This is a genomic window from Tropicimonas isoalkanivorans (genome assembly GCF_900112335.1).
In the GTDB taxonomy this organism is placed as follows: domain Bacteria; phylum Pseudomonadota; class Alphaproteobacteria; order Rhodobacterales; family Rhodobacteraceae; genus Tropicimonas; species Tropicimonas isoalkanivorans.
This window is the reverse complement of record NZ_FOLG01000004.1, coordinates 82,928-103,191: the sequence shown is the minus strand read 5'-3', so window position 1 is coordinate 103,191 and position 20,264 is coordinate 82,928. Positions and strand designations below refer to the sequence as shown.

The following is a 20,264-nucleotide window of genomic DNA, read 5'->3' as shown; positions in this document are numbered from 1 at the left end:
ACGTCATCGGCCGCCGATGCAAACGCAAGCCGCAGGATTCGGGTCGCCCGGCCCCGGACCGGCCACTAATGTCATTGCATCACAGGAGGCCAAGACGATGAATGCCGAAACCGCAGTCGCCGATCAGGGATACCACTTCAACGTCATGCGGCGCGCGCTCGACGAGATCGACGCGGCGGCAGAGACGGGCGAGACCCTCTCGCTGGACGCCCTGGCGGCGCGGATGCAGATGAGCCCCGCCCATTTCCAGCGCCTCTTCAGCCAGTGGGTCGGCGTTTCGCCGAAGCGCTACCAGCAATACCTTTCCCTCGGCCTCGCCAAGACGCTCCTGCGCGACCGCTTCACCACGCTGGAGGCCGCCGACGCAGCGGGCCTGTCGAGCAGCGGGCGGCTGCACGACATGTTCCTGCGGTGGGAGTCCATGACCCCCGGCGAATATGCCCGGGGCGGCGCCGGGCTCGAGATCCGCTGGGGATGGTTCGACAGCCCCTTCGGACCGGCGCTGGTGATGGCCACGGACAAGGGCATCTGCGGCATCGGCCTGGCCGCCGACACGGGGGCGGAAGCCACCATGGCGGACCTCCGCGCGCGGTGGCCGAAGGCGACGTTCCGGGAGGACCCGGGCGCCCTGCGCCCCTGGGTGCAGGCGGCCTTCGGCGAGGCGACCGGCGAGGCGCGGCTTCACCTTATCGGCGCCCCATTCCAGATCAAGGTCTGGGAAGCGCTGCTGGCCATTCCCAGCGGCCACGTCACGACCTATTCCGAAATCGCTGGCGCCATCGGCCACCCCGCAGCCGTCCGCGCCGTCGGAACGGCCGTCGGGCGCAACCCGGTCTCCTGGCTGATCCCCTGCCACCGCGCCATCCGCAAGTCCGGGGGCCTCGGGGGCTACCACTGGGGCCTGCCGGTCAAACGGGCCATTCTCGCCTGGGAAGCCGCCCGCGCGGACGCAAGTTGAGCGGCGAAAATGCGCGAGAGGCCGCCACGTCACGCGATTGGTGGCTGGCACCGGCGCGCAGGTGGCGTAAAACCTAAGGGAAATGTCCCCAAAGAGGCCACGAGCATGATGACCCGTCTTTCCCTGACCCTTCCCCTGTGCAGCGCCCTCGCCCTCGGCGCCTGCACCGATCCCGCCAACCTGAACCCGGATGCGAACTACACCCAGCAAGGCGCCATCATGGGCGGCGTCCTGGGCGCGGCCACCGGCCTCGCCACTGCTGAAAACGACAAGGATCGGGGCCGCAACGCCCTGCTCGGCGCCGCCATCGGCGCCGGCGCTGGCGCGATCGCCGGCAACCGGATGGACCAGCAGGCAGCGGCCCTGCGCCAATCCATCTCCAACCAGAACATCCAGATTAGCCAGCAGGGCGACACCCTCGTCGTGACCATGCCGCAGGACATACTGTTCGACGTGGACAGCACCGAGGTGCGCGGGGCGGTCCGGGGCGATCTCGCCGCGCTCGCCGCCAACCTGAACCAATACCCGAACACCAGCGCGCAAATCGTCGGCCACACCGACAACACCGGGGACGCGGCCTACAATCAGGATCTCTCCGTGCGCCGCGCCCAGGCCGTGGCGGCCATCCTTTCGGCGAACGGCGTCGCGCAATACCGCATGTCCGCAACCGGTCGCGGCGAGGACGCCCCTGTCGCGTCCAACCTCACGGCGGAGGGCCGCGCCCAGAACCGCCGCGTGGATATCCTCATCAGCCCGTCGGCTTGATCACCGTATGAGCGGCCGGCCCCGCGTCGGTCGGCCGCGTTCCACACGCCGGGCAACCTCAGCGCCGTCCCGCGTCGCTCCGCCGGAACGTCAGGTAATGCGGCACCCGCCCCTCGCGCAGGGCCTTTTGCTCGTAGCGCGTGGAAACCCAGTCGTCCCACGGTCGACGCCAGTCCTCCGGTCCCTCCGCGGTCCAGACGAACCCGTGGCGCGGCACCTGCTCCAGCGCCTGCCGCACGTAGTCCGGAATGTCCGTCGCGATCCGCAACTCCGCCCCCGGCGTCATCACACGCGCCAGCGGCGCGAGATGCTCGGGTGTGACGAAGCGGCGGCGATGGTGCCGCTTCTTCGGCCAGGGGTCCGGATAGAGCAGGAAGGCGCGCGCGATAGAGGCGTCGGGCAGCACGTCGAACAGATCGCGCGCATCGCCGGGGTGGACGGCCACGTTGTCCGCCTCCGCCGCGCGGATCTTCCCCAGCAGCATCGCGACACCGTTGATGAAGGGCTCGCAGCCGATGATGCCGACCTGCCGGTGCAACTCCGCCTGGTGCACCATGTGCTCGCCCCCGCCGAAGCCGATCTCCAGCCAGACATCGCGGCCGCCGAACAAGGCGTCCAGGTCGAGTGGCCTGCGCTCGGGGTTCTCGTCCCAGCCGACGGGGCCGGGTGAGAGCCTGGCGAGGTCTTCCTCGAGATAGGTTTGCTGGCTCGGCCGCAGGGTCTTGCCGTGGCGGCGGCCATAGAAATTGCGCCAAGGGGCGCCTTGGGGAGCGGTCTCTTTGGTCATGACGCGCAGCCTTTGGCAAAGGCGGCCCCCGGGGTCAAGCGGCAGCGGCTCCGGGCCGCGCCGAACCGCCGCGGGCCTCAGCCCGCGGCCCGGCCCAACGGGATGAGCCCCCGAACGGGGGCGAAGACGGGCGGGAGCGCCCCCTGCGCCGCCTCACCGCCGTCGGCAAGCCGGGACGGGGGCTGTCTGCCCCCACGCCTCCCGGCAGAGCCGGGAGCCTCCCCCGAGGATATTTTCCGACACAAGAAGCCGCCGCGCTCAGGCGATGGCCTTTTTGAGGGCCTCGGCGAGGTCCGTGCGTTCCCAGCTGAACCCGCCCTCGGCATCCGGCTCGCGGCCGAAGTGGCCGTAGGCGGACGTGCGTTGGTAGATGGGCCGGTTGAGATCGAGGTGGGTGCGGATGCCGAGCGGGGTCAGGTCCATCACCTCTGCGACCGCGCGTTCAATAGCGGTCTCGTCGACCTCTCCCGTGCCGTAGGTGTCCACATAGATCGACAGCGGATGCGCCACGCCGATGGCATAGCTGAGCTGGATGCAACAACGCCGCGCCAGGCCCGCCGCGACAACGTTCTTGGCGAGGTAGCGGGCGGCATAGGCGGCAGAGCGGTCGACCTTCGTCGGGTCCTTGCCGGAGAAGGCGCCGCCGCCGTGGGGCGCCGCGCCGCCGTAGGTGTCGACGATGATCTTGCGTCCCGTCAGCCCGGCATCCCCGTCCGGCCCGCCGATCACGAAGGTGCCCGTGGGGTTCACCCACCATTTGGTGGCCTCGGTAATCCAGGACGCCGGCAGCACCTCGCGAATGTAGGGCTCCACGATGGCGCGGATGTCGTCGGAGGTCTGCCCTTCGTCCGCATGCTGGGTCGACAGGACGATGGAGCTCACCTCCACCGGCTTGCCGCCCTCGTAGCGGATGGACAGCTGCGACTTGGCGTCGGGCCGCAGGTCCGGCTCCGCGCCGGATTTGCGCGCCTCCGCCAGGCGGCGCAGGATGGCGTGGGCATACTGCAGCGGCGCCGGCATCAGTTCCGGCGTTTCGTCCACCGCGTAGCCGAACATGATGCCCTGATCCCCCGCCCCGTCGCGGTCCACGCCCTGGGCGATATGGGCGGACTGCTCGTGCAGGAAGTTCAGCACCCGGCAGGTGTTCCAGTGGAACTGCTCCTGCTCGTAGCCGATGTCCCGGATGCAGTCGCGGGCGATCTCGCCGATCTTGCCCATGAAGGTCTTCAGGCGTTCCTCGTCAGACAGGCCGACCTCGCCACCGATCACCACCATGCCGCTGGTGGCGAAGGTCTCGCAGGCGACCCGCGCGTTCGGCTCCTCGGTGAGGAACGCGTCAAGCACCGCGTCCGAGATACGGTCGCAGACCTTATCGGGGTGCCCCTCGGAGACGGACTCCGAGGTAAAGGTGTAATCTTTCCGGGACATGAGTGCTCCATTGAGAAATACGCCGCCACGTCAGGAAGCCGTTGTGGCGGACAAGTACCCCCAATTAGGCGCGCGAGGGTTCGGCGTCAACCGAGCCTGGCACGGCGCCGTGACAGCACGATCACCGCGCCCAGGGCGAGCAGGAGAATGCCCACCGGCGTGTCTCCGTAGCGGGCATAGACCGTTGGCGGCAAGGGCGCGGGCAGCGGCGCGTCGATGAACCCGGCCGTATCGAGCGGTACCCGGGCAAGCTCGCGGCCGTAGGGGTCGAAGGCCGCGGAAACACCCGTATTGGCCGCCCGGAACAGCGGCAGCCCCTGCTCCACGGCGCGCAGGCGGGCCTGGGCGAGGTGCTGGAACGGGCCGGAAAGGTGCCCGAACCAGGCATCGTTGGTGATCTGCACGATCCAGTCCGCCCGGACCGGCGCGCCGGAGATGTCGCCGGGAAAGATCGCCTCGTAACAGATCAGCGGCAACATGCGGCCAAATCCGTCGAGGTCGAGCACCTGTGGCCCTGGCCCGCTGCTGTAGCCGCCGGTCTCGTTGGCGGCGAGGCCGAAGACGCCCCAGCGAGCGAAAATCTCCACCAGCGGCATGTATTCCCCGAACGGTACCAGGTGATGCTTGTCGTACAGCGCTTCTATCCCGCCCTCGGACGAAAGCGCGACGAGCGAGTTGAACCAACGCCCCTGATCGTCGATCCGCTGCAGCCCGACGATGGACTGCGCCCCCTGCGCGGCGTCGGCGATGGCCTCGAAGGCGGGCGCGGCGTTGTGCAACAGGGCCGGGACGGAGGTCTCGGGCCAGATCACCAGACCGGGGCGCGGGCCGCCCGTGCTGGGCGCCGCCGCGGTTTGCTCGAGCAGACGCTGGTAATAGATCGGCGCCATTTCGGGCGACCACTTCAGGTGTTGCGGCGCATTTGGCTGCACCAGCCGCACGATCGACGGCGGGTCGCTTACCAACAGCGCCGGGTCATCTGGCACCCTGAACGTACCGAAGAGGCCGGAAAGCCCCAGAAGCGCAACCCCCGCCAGCACACCAAGCCACACACGCGCCGGACCGAAGATGGCCGGAAGCGCCGCCGCCGACACCGTCAGCACGGTGAGCCCATGCGCCCCCACGATGGCCGCAAGCTGCATCTGCGGCCAGCCGATCCAGATGTGCCCGACGAGGGCCCAGGGAAAGCCGGTAAAGATCACCGACCGCAGCATCTCGGCCCCGGTCAGTGTCACGATGGCGAGGGCTGCGCGCTGGCGGCGGGTGCTGCCGAAGCGGCCAGCGAGACCGAACGCCAGCGCCCAGAAAAGCGCCAGCCCCCCCGCCATGAAGACCAGCGCAAACGGGGCCATCCAGCCATGCCGGCCGATGTCTACAAGGAAAGGCTCGACGATCCAAAAGAGGGCGGCGGCGAAATACCCGGTTCCAAGGGCCCAGCCGCGCCACGCGGCCACGCGCCAGTCGGCCGGCACGGAGATCAGGTAAAGCGCAACCGCCAGAACGGCCACCGCGCCCCAGGCCCAGCCGAGCGGCGCCTGCCCCATGGCGAGAAGCGCGCCAAGACAGATGCACAGCAACTGGCCCGAGCGGCGCGTCTCCACCGCCCGCATGATCGCTGCCGACATACCGGGGCTACTCTGCCGCCGCCGTCCGGGGCATGGGGATTGCGGCGTTCGGCAAACGCACCCGCAGCCGCTTGATCCGGCGCGGGTCCGCGTCCACGATCTCGAACTGGGCGCCGGAGGCATGAGGAATCACCTCGCCGCGCGCAGGCACCCGGCCCGTTTCCATCACGACCAGGCCGCCGAGCGTGTCGATTTCCTCCTCGTCCTCCTCTTCGACCAGGCGCATGCCGATGGCGGCTTCGAACTCGTCCAGGGGGGCGCGTGCGAGGGCGAGGTAGCAGCCGGGCTTCTCAACCGTCCAGAACGCTTCTTCCTCGACGTCGTGCTCGTCCTCGATCTCGCCGATCACCTGCTCGATGAGGTCCTCGATCGTCAGCAGGCCGTCGACGCCGCCATATTCGTCGATCACCAGCGCCATGTGGCGGCGATCCGTCTGCATCTTCTGCAACAGCACGCCGATCGGCATGGAGGGCGGTGCATAGATCAGCGGGCGCAGCATTTCGCGGAGGTCGAAATCTTCGTTGCCATGCCCGTTGAAGCCATAGCGCAGGGCCACGTCCTTCAGGTGGACCAGACCCAAGGGGTTGTCGAGCGTGCCGTCGAAGACCGGCAGGCGGGTGTTGCCGCTCTCCCGGAAGACGTCCACCAGCGACTCGAGATCCGTGTCCACCGGGACGGCACAGATCTCCACCCGCGGGATCGCCACGTCCTCCACCCGCATCTGACGCAGGTTGGCCATGCCCCGGGACACCACGTCGCCCCGCTGGTTCCGCTCGGCGGAGGCCCCGCCCATGTCGTCCCCAGCCTCATCGGCCGGGCCATTTTCGCTAAAAAGATCGGCCAGCCGGCCGAAGAAGCCGCGCTGTTCGTGAATGTCGGTTACCTGCGCGCCATGCGCTGCGCTAGGAGAACCTTCGGGAGTGTCGCCCATCGTTCCTTTCCAAAACCACCGGACACGCCGGCACACCCTTAATATGGGTCCGGAAATCCGAGTTCGCCAAGTATTTCAATCTCGAGACGTTCCATCAAGTCGGCATCTTCGTCACAGATGTGATCATAGCCCAACAGATGCAACAATCCGTGTACAATCAGGTGCGTAACGTGCGCATTGAGCGGCTTTTCTGCACAATCGGCTTCCGCCCGGCAGGTTTCCCAGGCAAGCGCAATATCGCCGAGGAACGGCGGCTCACCCGGAAAATCCGCCTCCGGCAGCGCGGGGGGCCCGCCGGGGGTGTCGGCGGCAAGGTCCTCGGCGGGCCAGGAGAGCACATTGGTGGCCGCTTCCTTGGCCCGAAAGTCCGCATTCAGGACAGTGATTCGCGCATCGTCGGTGGCCAGCAGCGAGCATTGGCAGTCGTCCGGCAGCCGCAGGTGGCGCAGGGTCGCCAGCACCGCCTTTTCGGCGAGCGCGTGCAGGCCCACGTCCTCCCACTGGGGCGCCTCGATCACCACATCGACGTTATCGGTCATCTCGTTCCGTCCGCCCTGCCGCCTTCCGCGCCAGCGGTAAACCCATTCCTCGCTGGACGGAACCACATGGCGCGGCCGCCCCCGCCCATTCAGCCGAGCGGCGCGTCCGCGTCGTAGGCTTCGATGATCCGCGCAACCAGCGGATGGCGCACCACGTCCTTGGCGGTGAAATAGTTGAAGGAGATGCCGCCGATCCCTTTCAGCAGCCGCTCCGCCTCCACCAGCCCCGATGTCACGCCGCGTGGCAGGTCCACTTGGCTGCGGTCGCCCGTGACCACCATGCGGGAGCCTTCGCCCAGCCGGGTCAGGAACATCTTCATCTGCATCGTCGTCGCGTTCTGCGCCTCGTCCAGCACGACCGCCGCATTCGACAGCGTCCGCCCGCGCATGAAGGCCAGCGGCGCGATCTCGATCTTCTTCTCTTCCTTCAGCTTGGCCACCTGCTTGGCCGGCAGGAAGTCGTTCAGCGCGTCATAGAGCGGCTGCATGTAGGGATCGACCTTCTCCTCCTGCGTGCCGGGCAGGAAGCCCAGCCGCTCGCCCGCCTCCACCGCCGGCCGGCACAGAATGATCCGGTCCACATGGCCGCCGATGAACAGGCTCACCGCCACCGCCACCGCGAGATAGGTCTTGCCCGTGCCCGCCGGGCCGATGCCGAAGGCCAGTTCGTTGGCCATCAGGGCGCGCACGTAGGCCTTCTGCGCCTCCGTACGGGGCTCCACGATCTTCTTGCGGGTCTTGATCTCAACCCGCCCGCCCTGGAACATCTCCAGTTGATCGCCCGGCCGCGGCGACGCCTCGTCTTCGAGCGTTCCGAGCCGGATCGCCCCGTCGATGTCACCCGGCTCCAACGGCCGTCCGGCCTCCAGCCGACCGTACAACTCCTGCAGGATGACTGCGCCGCGCGCCCGCGCATCCGCATCCCCGATCAGCGCCAGGTGATTGCCGCGCCGGATGATCTGCAGGCCGAGCTGGTGCTCTATCTGGGAAAGGTTCCGGTCGAACTCGCCGCAGAGTTCAACCAGGAGACGATTGTCGGGAAACTCCATTGGCGTTTCGAGGATTTCGTCTGCGGTGGGCGGGGTGGTCAGGGCACTGATTCCCAAAAATGCGGCTCCGCTGTTTCGTGTTTCCGTCGTGCGAATGCTGCCCGCTCTGCCCGCCACTTGGCAAGGGAAACGGTGCAGAATTCACATCGGTGACACAAAAAGAGCTATCCCGATTGTGCCCCGCTGCCAGATATGGGGTGCAAACGCCACAAATCCACCCGTCTCGCGCCCCAACCGCGCAGGGAATGCGCTCAAACCAGCGCGCCGGCCAGCGAATTGGGTGCACTCTCGGTGATCCGAACCCGGACCAGATCGCCGGGCGCCAGCGCCGCCGTCATGTGCACCGCGTGAAGATGGTCCGACTTGCCCACCACTTGACCGGGCAGGCGCCCGGGCTTCTCCACCAGCACCCCCACGGTCCGGCCCACCATCGCATCCTGCGCCGCCTTCTGCTGGCGCGTCAGCAGGGCCTGCAACCGCTGCAGGCGGTCGTCGGCCTCCGCCGGGTCCACCATCGGCCGCTCGGCGGCGGGCGTTCCCGGCCGGGCGGAATACTTGAAGGAGAAGCACTGCCCATAGCGCACCTCCTCCACCAGCGCCATCGTCGCGCGGAAGTCCTCTTCCGTCTCCTCCGGGAAGCCAACGATGAAATCGCCGGACATCAGGATATCCGGCCGCGCGGCGCGGATGCGCTCCACCAGCCGGATATACTCCTCCGCCGTGTGGCCCCGGTTCATCCGCTTCAGTATGCGGTCGGACCCCGATTGCACCGGCAGATGCAGGTAGGGCATCAGCTTTTCACAGTCGCCATGGGCGGCGATCAGGTCGTCGTCCATGTCGCGCGGATGCGAGGTGGTGAAGCGGATGCGGTCCAGCCCGTCGACCGCCGCCAGCCGCCGGATCAGCTGGGCCAGCCCCCAGGTCTCCCCGCCCGCGTCGCCGTGATAGGCGTTGACATTCTGCCCCAGCAAGGTGATCTCGCGCACCCCCTGCTCCACCAGCCCTTCGGCTTCCTTCAGGATGCGCGATACCGGGCGAGAGACCTCCGCGCCGCGGGTGTAGGGCACAACGCAGAAGGCGCAGAACTTGTCGCAGCCCTCCTGCACCGTCAGAAACGCCGTCGGCCCGCGCCGGGGCTTCGGCCGGGTCGGCAGGTGCTCGAACTTCATCTCCTCTGGAAAGTCCGTGTCGAGCGCCTTCTCCCCGCCCCGCGCCCGCGCCTCCAGCGCCGGCAGGCGATGATAGGACTGCGGCCCGACCACGAGGTCGACCAGCGGCTGCCGGCGCAAGATCTCCTCGCCCTCGGCCTGCGCGACGCAACCAGCAACCCCGATCATCAGATTCGGGTTCGCGGCCTTCAGCGGCTTGTACCGGCCCAGTTCGGAATAGACCTTCTCCGCCGCCTTCTCGCGGATGTGGCAGGTGTTGAGCAGGATCATGTCGGCGCCCTCGGGGCTCGACACCTGCTCATAGCCCTGCCCGCCCATGGCCTCCGCCATGCGCTCGCTGTCGTAGACGTTCATCTGACAGCCATAGGTCTTGATGTAGAGCTTCTTCGGCGCCTCGGTCATCGGCCCTGCCTCCTGATCGCTGGCGCGCGGCATACCGCAGCGGGGCACGGCGCGCAACGCCGCCGCGCCTTGCGGGCTTGCCATGCCGATGCTCTGGCGCCAGAGGCAGCGGCCCAATCAGGCACCTAAGTCTCGTCAGCCTCCTCTCCCGAACCTGCGCCGCATCGTCCCTCAACCCTGACGTGTCCGCAAATTCTCGGCCGAAAGATCGTCATACTCTTTCGGCCGAAAATTCGGTGTCGCTTCAGCCCGGAGCGGTCTCGGTATGTGCCAACCCGCCGGAGATCTCCTCGGTCGCCTCAGGCTCGAGCGGCTCCGGCAGGACAAGGTTCAGCACGATCGCGATCAGGGCCGCCGGCAGCAGGCCGCTGGTCATCAGGATGCGCAGCGTATCCGGCAGGTGCTGAACCGCGCCCGGTTCGAGCTGCAATCCCAGCCCGACCGACAGCGCGATGGCGAAGATCACCATGTTGCGCTTGTTCCAGTCCACGTCCGACAGCATCGAGATGCCGGCGGCGACCACCATGCCGAACATCACGATCACGCCGCCGCCCAGCACCTCGATCGGCACCGTCCGGATCACCGCCCCCACCTTGGGCACAAGACCGCAGACGATCAGGAAGATCCCGCCGATCGTCACCACGTGCCGGCTCATGATCCCCGTCATCGCGATCAACCCGACGTTCTGGCTGAAGGAGGTGTTTGGCAGCCCGCCGAAGGCACCGGCCACGGCACTCCCGATCCCGTCGGCGAAGGTGGCGCCGGAGATCTCCTTGTCCGTCGCTTCACGCCCGGCCCCGCCCTTGGTGATGCCGGAGACGTCGCCCACCGTCTCCACCGCGGAGACGAAGGCCATCAGGCAGAAGCCGATCACCGCCGCCAGGCTGAACTCGAAGCCGTACTTGAACGGCTGCGGCAGCGAAAACGCAGCGGCATTGCCCCAGCTTCCGGCGATGCCCTCCATGCTCAGCATCCCCGTCATCAGCGCATAGAGATAGCCCACGAGGATGCCGATCATCACGGCGGAGACCGAAAGCATGCCCCTGGTGAAGAACTTGAACCCGAGCGTCACGAAGATCACGACGAGCGCCGCGGACCAGCTCTGGAGGCTGCCGTACTCGGGCGTTCCGATCTTGGGCACGCCCCCGGCGGCGTACTGAATGCCCACCTTTACCAGCGCAAGACCGATCATGGTCACGACCAGCCCGGTCACGAGCGGCGGCAGAGCGAAGCGGATCTTGCCGATCACTGTGCCGAGGCAGGCATGGAACAGCCCCCCCAGGAACACGCCCCCGAACAGCGCCGCCAGCCCGTCCACGCCCTTACCGGCCACCAGCGGGATCATGATCGGGATGAAGGCGAAGCTGGTGCCCTGCACGATCGGCAGCCGCGCCCCGACCGGCCCGAAGCCGATGGTCTGGAACAGCGTCGCGATGCCGGCGAACAGCATCGACATCTGGATCATGTAGAGTAGCTCGGGAAAATCCGGCGAGTTGGACCCGAAGCCGAACCCGGCCGCCCCCGCGACGATGATCGCCGGCGTCACGTTCGACACGAACATCGCCAGCACATGCTGAATACCGAGCGGAATCGCCTTTGCCAGCGGCGGCGTATAATCCGGATCGCGCAGTTGCTGCGGCGTTCCGATGGAATCTGTGGTCATGCGAGCGTCCCCTAGCTGTGTTTTCCCGACAGCTAAGAGGACCGGGCAAAGTTCTGTCTTTTCCTTTTCCCGGCCACTGCGGCCTGCATCGCCCGATATGATCCCAAATCAGGCGAATGCCGCCGCTTTGCGAAAGAATCAGGCAATTGGCCGCGCGCCACGCTGGCGCTTCGGCCTCAGACCTTCCGCAGCCGGATCACGACGTCCACGCTGGACACCTCGGCGCCCTTCGGCGCTTGCGGCAGGCGGGATATCTCCAGCTCATCGGAGGGGGCATCGGTCAGCCGTTGATCGTCTTCCCAGAAGAAATGCGGGTGGTCGTCCGTGCAGGTGTCGAAGTAGCTCTTGGTCCCATCCACAACGATCTCGCGTATCAGGCCTGCATCGCAGAAGGCACGCAGGGTATTATAGACCGTCGCCAGCGACACCTGCTCGCCTGCGTTCCGCGACGCGTCGAACAGGCTCTCGGCCGTGACATGGCGGTTACGACCGTCCCCCACGAGCAGTGCGGCGAGCGCAAGGCGTTGCCGCGTCGGCCTGAGCCCACCGCGATCCAGCCATTTCGATCCGCGTTCGCGTTCCTCGGAGGTCATTCGGTCTACCCACCAATCCTTTGCATCGAATGAATATGCGCCTTTTAGCCGCGATTTCAAATTAAAACAGGTCGCAAACCCCGCCGCGGGACGCGACCGGCGGTACACTTGCACCGGCTGGACGCGCGGTGATAGAGAGCGCAAAAGAATGCCTGGCGCGGGAGGAAAGCATCATGTCCGAAAGACAGACAGTTTTTGACAAGGACGACCTCCTGCGGTGCGCCCGCGCCGAAATGTTCGGGCCCGGGAACGCCCAGCTTCCGCTGCCGCCGATGCTGATGGCCGATCGCATCACCGACATCTCCGCCGATGGCGGTGAGCACGGCAAAGGCCATATCGACGCCGAATTCGACATCAAACCCGACCTCTGGTTTTTCGAGTGCCACTTCCCCGGCAATCCCGTCATGCCGGGCTGCCTGGGCCTCGACGGCCTGTGGCAACTCACCGGCTTCGGCCTCGGCTGGCGCGGTTTCAAGGGCCAGGGCTTTGCGCTCGGCGCGCAGGAGGTGAAGTTCTCCGGAATGGTGCGGCCGACCAACAAGCTCCTCACCTACCGTATCGACTACACCCGCGTGATCGACCGCAAGCTGAAGCTCGGAGTGGCCGACGGCAAGGTGTACGTGGACGGCGAGCAGATCTATGCTGTCACCGGCCTGAAGGTCGGCCTGGCCGAACCCCAATCCTGAACCGCAACGGAACTCTCGGAAGGAGGTCCACCATGCGCCGAGTCGTCGTCACCGGACTTGGTATCGTCTCACCCATCGGCAATTCCGCCGAGGATGTCACAACCAGCCTGAAAGCCGGTGCTTCCGGGATCGCCCGCGACGAGTCCATGGTGGAACACGGATTCCGCAGCCAGGTCTCGGGCCAGCTCCGGATCAAGCCGGCCGACCACATCGACAAGCGGACCTTGCGCTTCATGGGCCCCGGTGCGGCCTATGCCCATATCGCGATGCAGCAGGCCATCGCCGATGCGGGGCTTGAGGAGGAAGACGTCGTCAACGTACGCACCGGGCTCGTGGCCGGCTCCGGCGGCCCCTCGACTTCGGCCATGTTCACGGCGCACCAGACGGTGCTCAAGACCGGCGGGACCAAGCGCATCGGCCCGTTCGCGGTGCCGAAATGCATGTCTTCAACGATCTCGGCCAACCTTGCGACGGCCTTCAAGATCAAAGGGATCAACTATTCCATCACCTCCGCCTGCTCCACATCGCTGCATTGCATCGGCAATGCCGCCGAGCAGATCATGATGGGCAAGCAGGACGTGATGTTCGCCGGCGGCGGCGAGGAGCTGGACTGGACGCTCTCCTGCCTCTTCGACGCCATGGGCGCGATGTCCTCCAAATACAACGACACGCCCGAAGCCGCTTCCCGCGCCTTTGACGCGAACCGCGATGGCTTCGTGATCGGCGGCGGCGGCGGCATCCTGGTGCTTGAGGAACTGGAGCGTGCAAAGGCCCGCGGCGCCAGGATCTACGCCGAGGTGACGGGCTTTGCCGCCACCTCCGACGGCCACGACATGGTGGCCCCCTCCGGTGAGGGTGGCGAGCGGGCGATGCGGCTCGCGCTGCAGTCGCTGCCCGAAGGTCGGAAGGTCAGCTACATCAACGCCCACGGCACCTCCACGCCGGTCGGCGACGTGGGCGAGATCGAAGCCGTGCGCCGCGTCTTCGGCGAGGGCAGCACGCCGCCCGTCTCCTCCACCAAATCCATGACGGGCCACGCCCAGGGCGCCGCCGGCGTTCTGGAAGCCGTGTTCTGCCTGCTCATGCTGAAGCACGATTTCATCGCGCCGTCGATCAACGTCACCGACCTCGATCCGGCATTGAAGCCCGAAGAGATTGCCACCAGGCTCGTGGAAAACGCAGGTCTCGACACCGTCATGACGAACAGCTTCGGCTTCGGCGGGACCAACGGCTCCATGCTCCTTTCCACATTTGACGGATGAGGCTGCCATGCCGGAACTGATGAAGGGGAAACGCGGCCTCATCATGGGTGTCGCGAACGATCGGTCCATCGCCTGGGGCATTGCCAAGGCGATGGCGGCGGAAGGGGCCGAACTGGCGTTTTCCTACCAGGGAGAGGCCTTCGGCCGGAGGGTGGAACCGCTGGCGGAATCCCTCGGCTCCGACATCCTGATCGACGTCGATGTGACCGACGATGCCTCCCTCGACGCGGGCTTCGCCGCGCTGCGGGATCGCTGGGACAGCATGGATTTTCTCGTGCACGCAATCGCCTATTCCGACAAGAACGAACTCGGCGGGCGCTTCATCAACACCTCGCGGGAGAACTTCCGCAATTCACTGACCATCTCCTGCTACTCGCTGATCGACGTGGCGCGCCGGGCCAAGCCGATGATGCCGCAGGGCGGTACCATCCTCACGCTCACCTACCAGGGCTCCAACCGCGTCACGCCGTTCTACAACGTGATGGGCGTGGCCAAGGCGGCGCTGGAATCCACCGTGCGCTACCTCGCGAACGACCTCGGCCCGGACAAGATCCGTGTGAACGCCATCTCCCCCGGCCCGATGAAGACCCTCGCCGGAGCCGCCATCACCGGCGCCCGCCGGACCTTCCGCCTGACCGAAACGAACGCCCCGCTGCGCTCGAACGCCACGCTGGAAGCCGTAGGCGGCACGGCGGTCTACCTCGCCTCCGACGCCGGCGCCTACACCAGCGGCGAGATCATCCACGTCGACGGTGGCTACCACGTTCTGGGAATGCCGCAGCCGGAGAACCTCTGACCCCGGCCGCCATGGAACCGACTGGTGGTCAGACGGGGAAGTTGTCCTCGGTCCCGTCGTCGTCCATCGGGGCCTCCTCGGCCTCGTCCGCCTCGTAGGCGGGGGTCATCAGGCCGACGACCGCCCCGCTGGTGTCCGCGACGATCGCGATGCGGCCCACTTCCGGCACGTCGAACGGCGGGCGGATGATCCTGCCGCCGGCAAAACGCGTCCGCTCCGCCGCCCGGTCGACATCGTCCACCGCGATATAGGTGAACCAGTGCGGCGTGCTCTCCTCGAACTGCTCGCTTCCGGTCATGTCCGAAATGCCCGCGATCGGTTTGCCGTGCGCGACGGCGACGTGGTAATCGCCCCCCTCCATCGGCATCGCGTCGAACGACCAGCCGCAGACGTCGCCATAGTATTTCAGCGCTCCCCGCACGTCGCTGGTCTTCAGCTCACTCCACCATATCGCTCCGTGATTCAGGCTCATGCCACCCTCCCGTTCTTGAATTGCACATCCCCGATTCCCGTCGCGCGGAACCACTGTACCCCCATTTCCGGCCATGCGTCACGAACTGCCGGCGGCGCGCCCAGTCGAATTCGGCATGTTCAACGCCGGGGCCATGTGCCAGTGTCGCGCCGAAGGAGGGGCCGATGACCTCACGGGTTGCCGTTTTCGATGCTTATGGAACGCTGTTCGACGTCGCTGCGGCGGCGCGGCGCGCGGCGGAAGAGCCGGGCGGCGACGCGCTCGCGGCGCATTGGCAGGCGCTGGCGCAGGTCTGGCGGGACAAGCAGCTTCAGTACACGTGGCTCCGCGCCATCACCGGCGCCCACGCGGATTTCTGGCAAGTGACGACCGACGCGCTCGATTACGCGCTCGAAGCCCAGAGCCTCGACGGCGCCCCGGACCTGCGTGCGCGGCTGCTTGCGCTCTACCGCGAACTCGATGCTTACCCGGAGGTGCCGACCGTCCTGCAAGCCCTCAAGGCCGCAGGGCTGCGAACCGCGATCCTCTCCAACGGCTCGCCGGATATGCTCGCCGCAGCGACCGCCTCCGCCGGCATCGGCGCCCACCTCGACGCCCTGCTCTCGGTCGAGGCGGTGGGGGTCTACAAGCCGGACGGCCGCGTCTACGACCTCGTGGGCGACCATTTCGGCTGCGAGACGGGCGACGTGCTCTTCGTCTCCTCCAACGGCTGGGATGCGGCCGGGGCGACGGGCTACGGGTTCGAGACCGCCTGGATCAACCGCGCCGGCCTGCCGATGGACCGTCTCCCCTGGACGCCCGCCCACACCCTGCCAGACCTCACGACACTTCCGGAGCTCGCCCTTCCCCGATGACACAGTTCTTCCAATCCGCTGACGGCCTGCGCCTGGCCTACGACGACCAGGGCAGCGGCCACCCGATCCTCTGCCTTGCCGGCCTGTCCCGCAACATGGCCGATTTCGAGCCGGTGCTGGAGCGCTTCGCCGACAGCGCCCGCATCATCCGGCTGGACAGCCGCGGGCGCGGCCAGTCCGACTGGGACCCCGATTACCTCAACTACACCGTCCCGCAGGAAGCCCAGGACGCGCTGGCGCTGCTCGACCACCTCGGGCTGGACAAGGTGACGATCCTCGGCACCTCCCGCGGCGGCCTGATCGCCATGGGCCTCGCCGCCGCGGTCGCCAGCCGGCTGCACGGCGTGATCCTGAACGACATCGGTCCGGACCTCTCGCCACAGGGCCTGACGCATATCATGGGCTACCTCGGGAACCGCCCCGGCTACCGCGACTACGACGAGGCCGCCACACGCCTGCCCGACGCAATGGCCCCGGCCTTCCGCAACGTCTCCCACGATCAATGGCGCGCCTACGCCCGACGCCTGTGGCGACAGGAGCCAGACGGGCTGGACCTGCGCTACGATCCACGCATTGCGCGCGCCTTGGTGGAACAGTCCGCCGCCGGCGAGGCGCCGGACCTCTGGCCGCTGTTCGACGCCTTGGCGCAACTGCCCGTCGGCCTGATCCGGGGCGCCAATTCCGACCTGCTGCTGCCCGAGACGGCCACGGAGATGGTTCGCCGCCACCCCGGCCTGATCTATGGCGAGGTGCCGGACCGTGGGCACGTCCCCTTCCTCGACGAACCCGAAGCCGTCGGCGTGATCCAGACCTACCTCGAGCAGATCTCGTGAACATCGCGGATATCGAGGCCGCGGCCGCCCGCCTCGCCGGGCGGGCCCGTCGCACGCCGCTCCTCACCTCCCCCTTTCTCGACGAGATCGCCGGCCGGCCCGTGCTGGTGAAGGCCGAATGCCTCCAGCACACCGGCAGCTTCAAGTTTCGCGGCGCGTGGTCGGCCATCTCCGCCCTGCCCGCCGACACCCGGGGCGTCATCGCCTTCTCCTCCGGCAACCACGCCCAGGGGATCGCCATGGCCGCCCGGCTCCGGGGCCTGCCGTCCGTGATCGTGATGCCCGCCGACGCGCCGAAGCTGAAGCGCGAGAACACCGCCGCGCTCGGGGCCGAGGTCATCACCTACGACCGCGCGACGGAGGACCGGGACGCCATCGGCGAACGGCTGTCGCAGGAGCGCGGCCTCACCCTCGTCCGCCCCTTCGATGAGCCGCTGGTGATCGCCGGACAGGGCACCTGCGGGCTTGAGATCGCGGAACAGGCGGCGGAGGCGGGCGTGAAGCGCGCCACGGTCCTCACCTGCTGCGGCGGGGGCGGTCTGACCAGCGGCATCGCCCTCGCGCTGGAGGCCCGCGCGCCGGGCATGACAGTCCGCACCGTGGAGCCCGAGGCGTTCGACGACGTCGCCCGCTCCCTCGCGGCCGGGCAGATCGTAACCAACCCCGCGCTCACCGGCTCCATCTGCGACGCTATCATCACGCCCGCGCCCGGCAAACTCACGTTCCCCATCATGCACCGCCTCTGCGGGCCCGGCCTGACCGTCAGCGACGAGGAGTGCCTGCGGGCCATGGCGCTCGCCTTCCTGCGCCTCAAGATCGTGCTGGAGCCCGGCGGAGCCGTGGCGCTCGCCGCCGCCCTCTTCCGTGGGGGCGAGCTCGCCGACGGTCCGGTCATCTGCACCGCGTCCGGCGGCAATGTCGATCCGGGGGTTTTCCGCACCGCGCTGGAGCGCTACGGAGAGGGCTGACGCACTCGGTCCACGGCAAGTCAGGGAGCAGACGGACATGCATATGGCAGACCTCGGCGACATCGGCCTGCATTGGCGCGAGGACGGCAACCCGCACGGCGCGCCCATCGTCTTCGCCAACTCGCTCGGAACGGACCTGCGGATCTGGGACAAGGTCGTCGCCCGCCTGCCCGGCCAATACCGCATCCTGCGTTACGACATGCGCGGTCACGGCCTCTCGGACTGCCCCCCGCCTCCCTACTCCATGGGCGCCCTCGTGCGGGACGTCGAACGCCTGCTGGACCAGCTCGAGGTCCGCGACGCGGTCTTCGTCGGCCTGTCCGTGGGCGGTATGGTCGCCCAGGGCCTCGCGGTAAAGCGCCTGGATCTGGTGCGAGCCATGGTGCTCTCCAACACCGCCGCCAAGATCGGAACGAAGGAGACGTGGGAGGACCGCGTCGCCGCCGTGAAATCGGGCGGCCTGGAGTCCCTTGCCGACGGCATCATGGAGAAGTGGTTCACGGCCGAGCTCCGCGCCACGCCGGAACTCAGGCTCTGGCGGAACATGGTCACGCGCTCGCCCGAGCAAGGCTACATCGGCACCTGTCAGGCCATCGCCGGCACAGATTTCTACACGCCGACGTCGGGGCTGACTCTTCCCACGCTGGCCATCGCGGGCTCGGAGGACGGCTCCACCCCGCCCGATCTGGTTCGGGAGACGGCGGGCCTAGTGAGGGGCTCCGAATTCCACCTGATCCGCCGGTCAGGCCACATCCCCTGCGTGGAGCGGCCCGACGACTACACCGAGCGGCTGATGGAGTTCCTGACCGCCATCGGTCACTGACGCCCATGCCCACCGACCATCGCGACGCCGCCCCCACCGACCCGGAGGGGAGCCCTTCGGGACGGGCGCCCCCCCTGCCCCCGGTTTCCCGCGACTCCCGCCTGCCGCTGGTGTTCATCCTCGCGACCCTGGTGATCGACGCGATGGGAATCGGGCTGATCCTGCCGGTGATGCCGGACCTGATCCGGGACGTCGAAGGCGCCACGCTGGCCGAGGCCGCCGTCTGGGGTGGCATCCTCGCCACCGGATACGCGGTGATGCAGTTCCTCTTCGGCCCCATCCTCGGCGCGCTCTCGGATGCGCACGGCCGCCGGCCGGTGCTGCTCGCCTCGCTCGCGGTGATGGCGGTGGACTACCTTGTGATGGCGGTGACCGGCTCGATCTGGATGCTGCTCGCCGCCCGCGTCTTCGGCGGCGTGCTGGCGGCCACCCACGCGACCGCCATGGCCTTCGTCGCCGACATCTCCCGCCCGCAGGAGAAAGCCGCCCGCTTCGCGCTCACCCACGCGGCCTACGGCGTGGGCTTCGTGCTGGGCCCGGTCCTCGGCGGCGCCCTCGGCGTCTTCGGCCCGCGCGCCCCCTTCTACGCCGCCGCCGCCCTCGCGGTGGCCAACCTGGTGCTCGGCCTCGTCGTCCTGCCCGAAACGGTGACCCGCCCCCTCCGGCGCCCGTTCAGCTGGCGGCGCGCGAACCCCTTCGGCGCCATCGCCCATGTCGGTAGTCTGCCCGGCGTGGGGCGGCTCATGGCGGTCCTCGCGATCTACGAGTTCGCCCTCTACGTCTACCCGGCGATCTGGGCCTACTTCACCCCGCTCCGCTTCGGCTGGGACACGCCCATGGTCGGCCTCTCCCTCGCCCTCTTCGGCATCGGCTTCACCATCGTGCAGGCGGGGCTGATCCGGCCGATCCTTCGGCGGCTGGGGGAGGACGGCACGATCCTGTTCGGCCTCTGCGCCGAAGTGGTCATTCTCACCACCCTCGGCCTCGTCACCTCCGGCACTTTCGGGCTGATCCTCACGCCCATCTCCGCCATCGGCTCCGTGGCCGTTCCTGCACTGCAGGGGCTCATGTCACAACGAGTCAGCGCGGATGCGCAGGGAGAGTTGCAGGGCGTGGTGACCTCGACCATCTCGCTCGCCACCGTCCTCGCGCCGCTCCTGATGACCCAGGTGTTCTACCTCACCACCCGCGAAGGCGCGTCGTTCCACCACCCGGGCGCGACCTTCCTTCTCGCCGCCGCCCTGATGGTGGGCGGGGTCCTGCTCTACGTCGGCGGGCCGCGCGGCCGGGCGGCGCCCGGCTGACGGCACCCTCAGCGCAGCGCCGACAGGTTGGCGACCAGCAGGGTGCGGCGGCGGTCCGCCTCCTCGTTGATCCGCTCCGCCGCGCCTGTGGCATGGCTCAGGTGCTGCTCGACGATGTCGGCATTTTCCCGCGAGCAGATCTCCATCGCCCCGTGCATCGCCTTGTCGATTGCCGCGAGGATCTCCGCCTCGTGCCCATCCGTGACGCCGATTCCCTCGATCCGCTTGATTTCCTCCAGCGCCCGATGGGCGATCTCGTTCAGTGACATCGCTTGCTCCTCCTCGGCCTCGTATCAAGTCACGCCCCGGCCCCCGGTGCAAGCGGCGCCGCGCGTCCACAACGAAACGCGCCGCCTG

Annotated in this window: 21 protein-coding genes and 1 riboswitch; of the genes, 10 read left to right on the top strand and 11 right to left on the bottom strand. The window is 67.9% G+C overall.

Features of this window, described 5'->3' with window-relative positions; translation table 11 throughout:
- The first annotated feature begins 97 nt into the window (after positions 1 to 97).
- Complete coding sequence (locus tag BM075_RS09480; protein WP_093360435.1) at positions 98 to 958, top strand: bifunctional helix-turn-helix domain-containing protein/methylated-DNA--[protein]-cysteine S-methyltransferase; 861 nt, start codon at positions 98 to 100, stop codon at positions 956 to 958.
- Between the two features lie 105 nt (positions 959 to 1,063).
- Positions 1,064 to 1,723: a YiaD family glycine zipper/OmpA-like lipoprotein gene (locus BM075_RS09475; RefSeq protein ID WP_245758805.1), complete on the top strand. Its 660-nt coding sequence runs from the start codon at positions 1,064 to 1,066 to the stop codon at positions 1,721 to 1,723.
- Positions 1,724 to 1,781: 58 nt separating this feature from the next.
- On the opposite strand, the gene trmB is transcribed toward BM075_RS09475, so the two are convergent.
- From trmB to irrA, 9 genes are all read right to left on the bottom strand, one after another.
- Positions 1,782 to 2,510 carry a tRNA (guanine(46)-N(7))-methyltransferase TrmB gene (gene trmB, locus BM075_RS09470; protein ID WP_093360434.1) on the bottom strand — a complete coding sequence of 243 codons (729 nt, stop codon included), beginning with the start codon at positions 2,508 to 2,510 and terminating at the stop codon, positions 1,782 to 1,784.
- A 258-nt stretch (positions 2,511 to 2,768) separates the two neighbouring features.
- Positions 2,769 to 3,938, bottom strand: coding sequence for a methionine adenosyltransferase (gene metK, locus BM075_RS09465; protein WP_093360433.1), 1,170 nt, complete (start codon positions 3,936 to 3,938; stop codon positions 2,769 to 2,771).
- Positions 3,939 to 3,941: 3 nt separating this feature from the next.
- Positions 3,942 to 3,991: riboswitch (SAM-SAH riboswitch) on the bottom strand.
- 33 nt (positions 3,992 to 4,024) lie between these two features.
- Entirely contained in the window at positions 4,025 to 5,563 is a 1,539-nt protein-coding gene (gene lnt, locus BM075_RS09460; RefSeq protein WP_245758804.1) for an apolipoprotein N-acyltransferase, read from the bottom strand.
- 7 nt (positions 5,564 to 5,570) lie between these two features.
- A complete protein-coding gene (locus tag BM075_RS09455) occupies positions 5,571 to 6,494 on the bottom strand; it encodes a hemolysin family protein (RefSeq protein ID WP_093360432.1) in 924 nt (307 codons plus the stop codon).
- Positions 6,495 to 6,532: 38 nt separating this feature from the next.
- Positions 6,533 to 7,033 (bottom strand): rRNA maturation RNase YbeY, encoded by a 501-nt coding sequence (gene ybeY, locus BM075_RS09450; protein WP_093360431.1) that lies wholly within the window; start codon positions 7,031 to 7,033, stop codon positions 6,533 to 6,535.
- A gap of 89 nt (positions 7,034 to 7,122) precedes the next feature.
- Positions 7,123 to 8,082, bottom strand: coding sequence for a PhoH family protein (locus tag BM075_RS09445; RefSeq protein ID WP_093360430.1), 960 nt, complete (start codon positions 8,080 to 8,082; stop codon positions 7,123 to 7,125).
- A 251-nt stretch (positions 8,083 to 8,333) separates the two neighbouring features.
- Positions 8,334 to 9,653: a tRNA (N6-isopentenyl adenosine(37)-C2)-methylthiotransferase MiaB gene (gene miaB / locus BM075_RS09440; RefSeq protein WP_093360569.1), complete on the bottom strand. Its 1,320-nt coding sequence runs from the start codon at positions 9,651 to 9,653 to the stop codon at positions 8,334 to 8,336.
- A 244-nt stretch (positions 9,654 to 9,897) separates the two neighbouring features.
- Positions 9,898 to 11,316: a uracil-xanthine permease family protein gene (locus BM075_RS09435; protein WP_093360429.1), complete on the bottom strand. Its 1,419-nt coding sequence runs from the start codon at positions 11,314 to 11,316 to the stop codon at positions 9,898 to 9,900.
- 176 nt (positions 11,317 to 11,492) lie between these two features.
- Complete coding sequence (gene irrA / locus BM075_RS09430) at positions 11,493 to 11,909, bottom strand: iron response transcriptional regulator IrrA (protein ID WP_093360428.1); 417 nt, start codon at positions 11,907 to 11,909, stop codon at positions 11,493 to 11,495.
- Positions 11,910 to 12,082: 173 nt separating this feature from the next.
- Here irrA and fabA point away from each other — a divergent pair, with 173 nt between their 5' ends.
- Genes fabA through BM075_RS09415 form a run of 3 tightly spaced genes read left to right on the top strand, consistent with a single transcriptional unit; the run spans position 12,083 to position 14,653 of the window.
- Positions 12,083 to 12,595: a bifunctional 3-hydroxydecanoyl-ACP dehydratase/trans-2-decenoyl-ACP isomerase gene (fabA, locus tag BM075_RS09425; protein ID WP_093360427.1), complete on the top strand. Its 513-nt coding sequence runs from the start codon at positions 12,083 to 12,085 to the stop codon at positions 12,593 to 12,595.
- Positions 12,596 to 12,627: 32 nt separating this feature from the next.
- Positions 12,628 to 13,857: a beta-ketoacyl-ACP synthase I gene (fabB, locus tag BM075_RS09420; RefSeq protein ID WP_093360426.1), complete on the top strand. Its 1,230-nt coding sequence runs from the start codon at positions 12,628 to 12,630 to the stop codon at positions 13,855 to 13,857.
- 7 nt (positions 13,858 to 13,864) lie between these two features.
- On the top strand, positions 13,865 to 14,653 hold the full coding sequence (locus BM075_RS09415) for an enoyl-ACP reductase FabI (RefSeq protein WP_093360425.1): 789 nt from the start codon (positions 13,865 to 13,867) through the stop codon (positions 14,651 to 14,653).
- Between the two features lie 28 nt (positions 14,654 to 14,681).
- On the opposite strand, the gene BM075_RS09410 is transcribed toward BM075_RS09415, so the two are convergent.
- Positions 14,682 to 15,125 carry a VOC family protein gene (locus tag BM075_RS09410; protein ID WP_177208305.1) on the bottom strand — a complete coding sequence of 148 codons (444 nt, stop codon included), beginning with the start codon at positions 15,123 to 15,125 and terminating at the stop codon, positions 14,682 to 14,684.
- A gap of 164 nt (positions 15,126 to 15,289) precedes the next feature.
- On the opposite strand from BM075_RS09410, the gene BM075_RS09405 reads away from it, so the two are divergent.
- Genes BM075_RS09405 through BM075_RS09385 form a run of 5 tightly spaced genes read left to right on the top strand, consistent with a single transcriptional unit; the run spans position 15,290 to position 19,907 of the window.
- Positions 15,290 to 15,979 (top strand): haloacid dehalogenase type II, encoded by a 690-nt coding sequence (locus tag BM075_RS09405; protein WP_093360424.1) that lies wholly within the window; start codon positions 15,290 to 15,292, stop codon positions 15,977 to 15,979.
- A complete protein-coding gene (locus tag BM075_RS09400) occupies positions 15,976 to 16,812 on the top strand; it encodes an alpha/beta fold hydrolase (RefSeq protein ID WP_093360423.1) in 837 nt (278 codons plus the stop codon). The genes BM075_RS09405 and BM075_RS09400 overlap by 4 nt, the downstream gene beginning before the upstream one ends.
- The gene (locus BM075_RS09395) at positions 16,809 to 17,780 is read left to right on the top strand and encodes a threonine ammonia-lyase (protein WP_093360422.1); all 972 of its coding nucleotides are present in this window, start codon (positions 16,809 to 16,811) and stop codon (positions 17,778 to 17,780) included. The genes BM075_RS09400 and BM075_RS09395 overlap by 4 nt, the downstream gene beginning before the upstream one ends.
- Before the next feature lie 37 nt (positions 17,781 to 17,817).
- Positions 17,818 to 18,603: a 3-oxoadipate enol-lactonase gene (pcaD, locus tag BM075_RS09390; RefSeq protein ID WP_093360421.1), complete on the top strand. Its 786-nt coding sequence runs from the start codon at positions 17,818 to 17,820 to the stop codon at positions 18,601 to 18,603.
- 5 nt (positions 18,604 to 18,608) lie between these two features.
- Complete coding sequence (locus tag BM075_RS09385) at positions 18,609 to 19,907, top strand: TCR/Tet family MFS transporter (RefSeq protein ID WP_093360420.1); 1,299 nt, start codon at positions 18,609 to 18,611, stop codon at positions 19,905 to 19,907.
- A gap of 8 nt (positions 19,908 to 19,915) precedes the next feature.
- Here the strand turns inward: BM075_RS09385 and BM075_RS09380 are convergent, their stop codons facing one another.
- Complete coding sequence (locus tag BM075_RS09380; RefSeq protein WP_093360419.1) at positions 19,916 to 20,176, bottom strand: hypothetical protein; 261 nt, start codon at positions 20,174 to 20,176, stop codon at positions 19,916 to 19,918.
- Between the last annotated feature and the right edge of the window lie 88 nt (positions 20,177 to 20,264).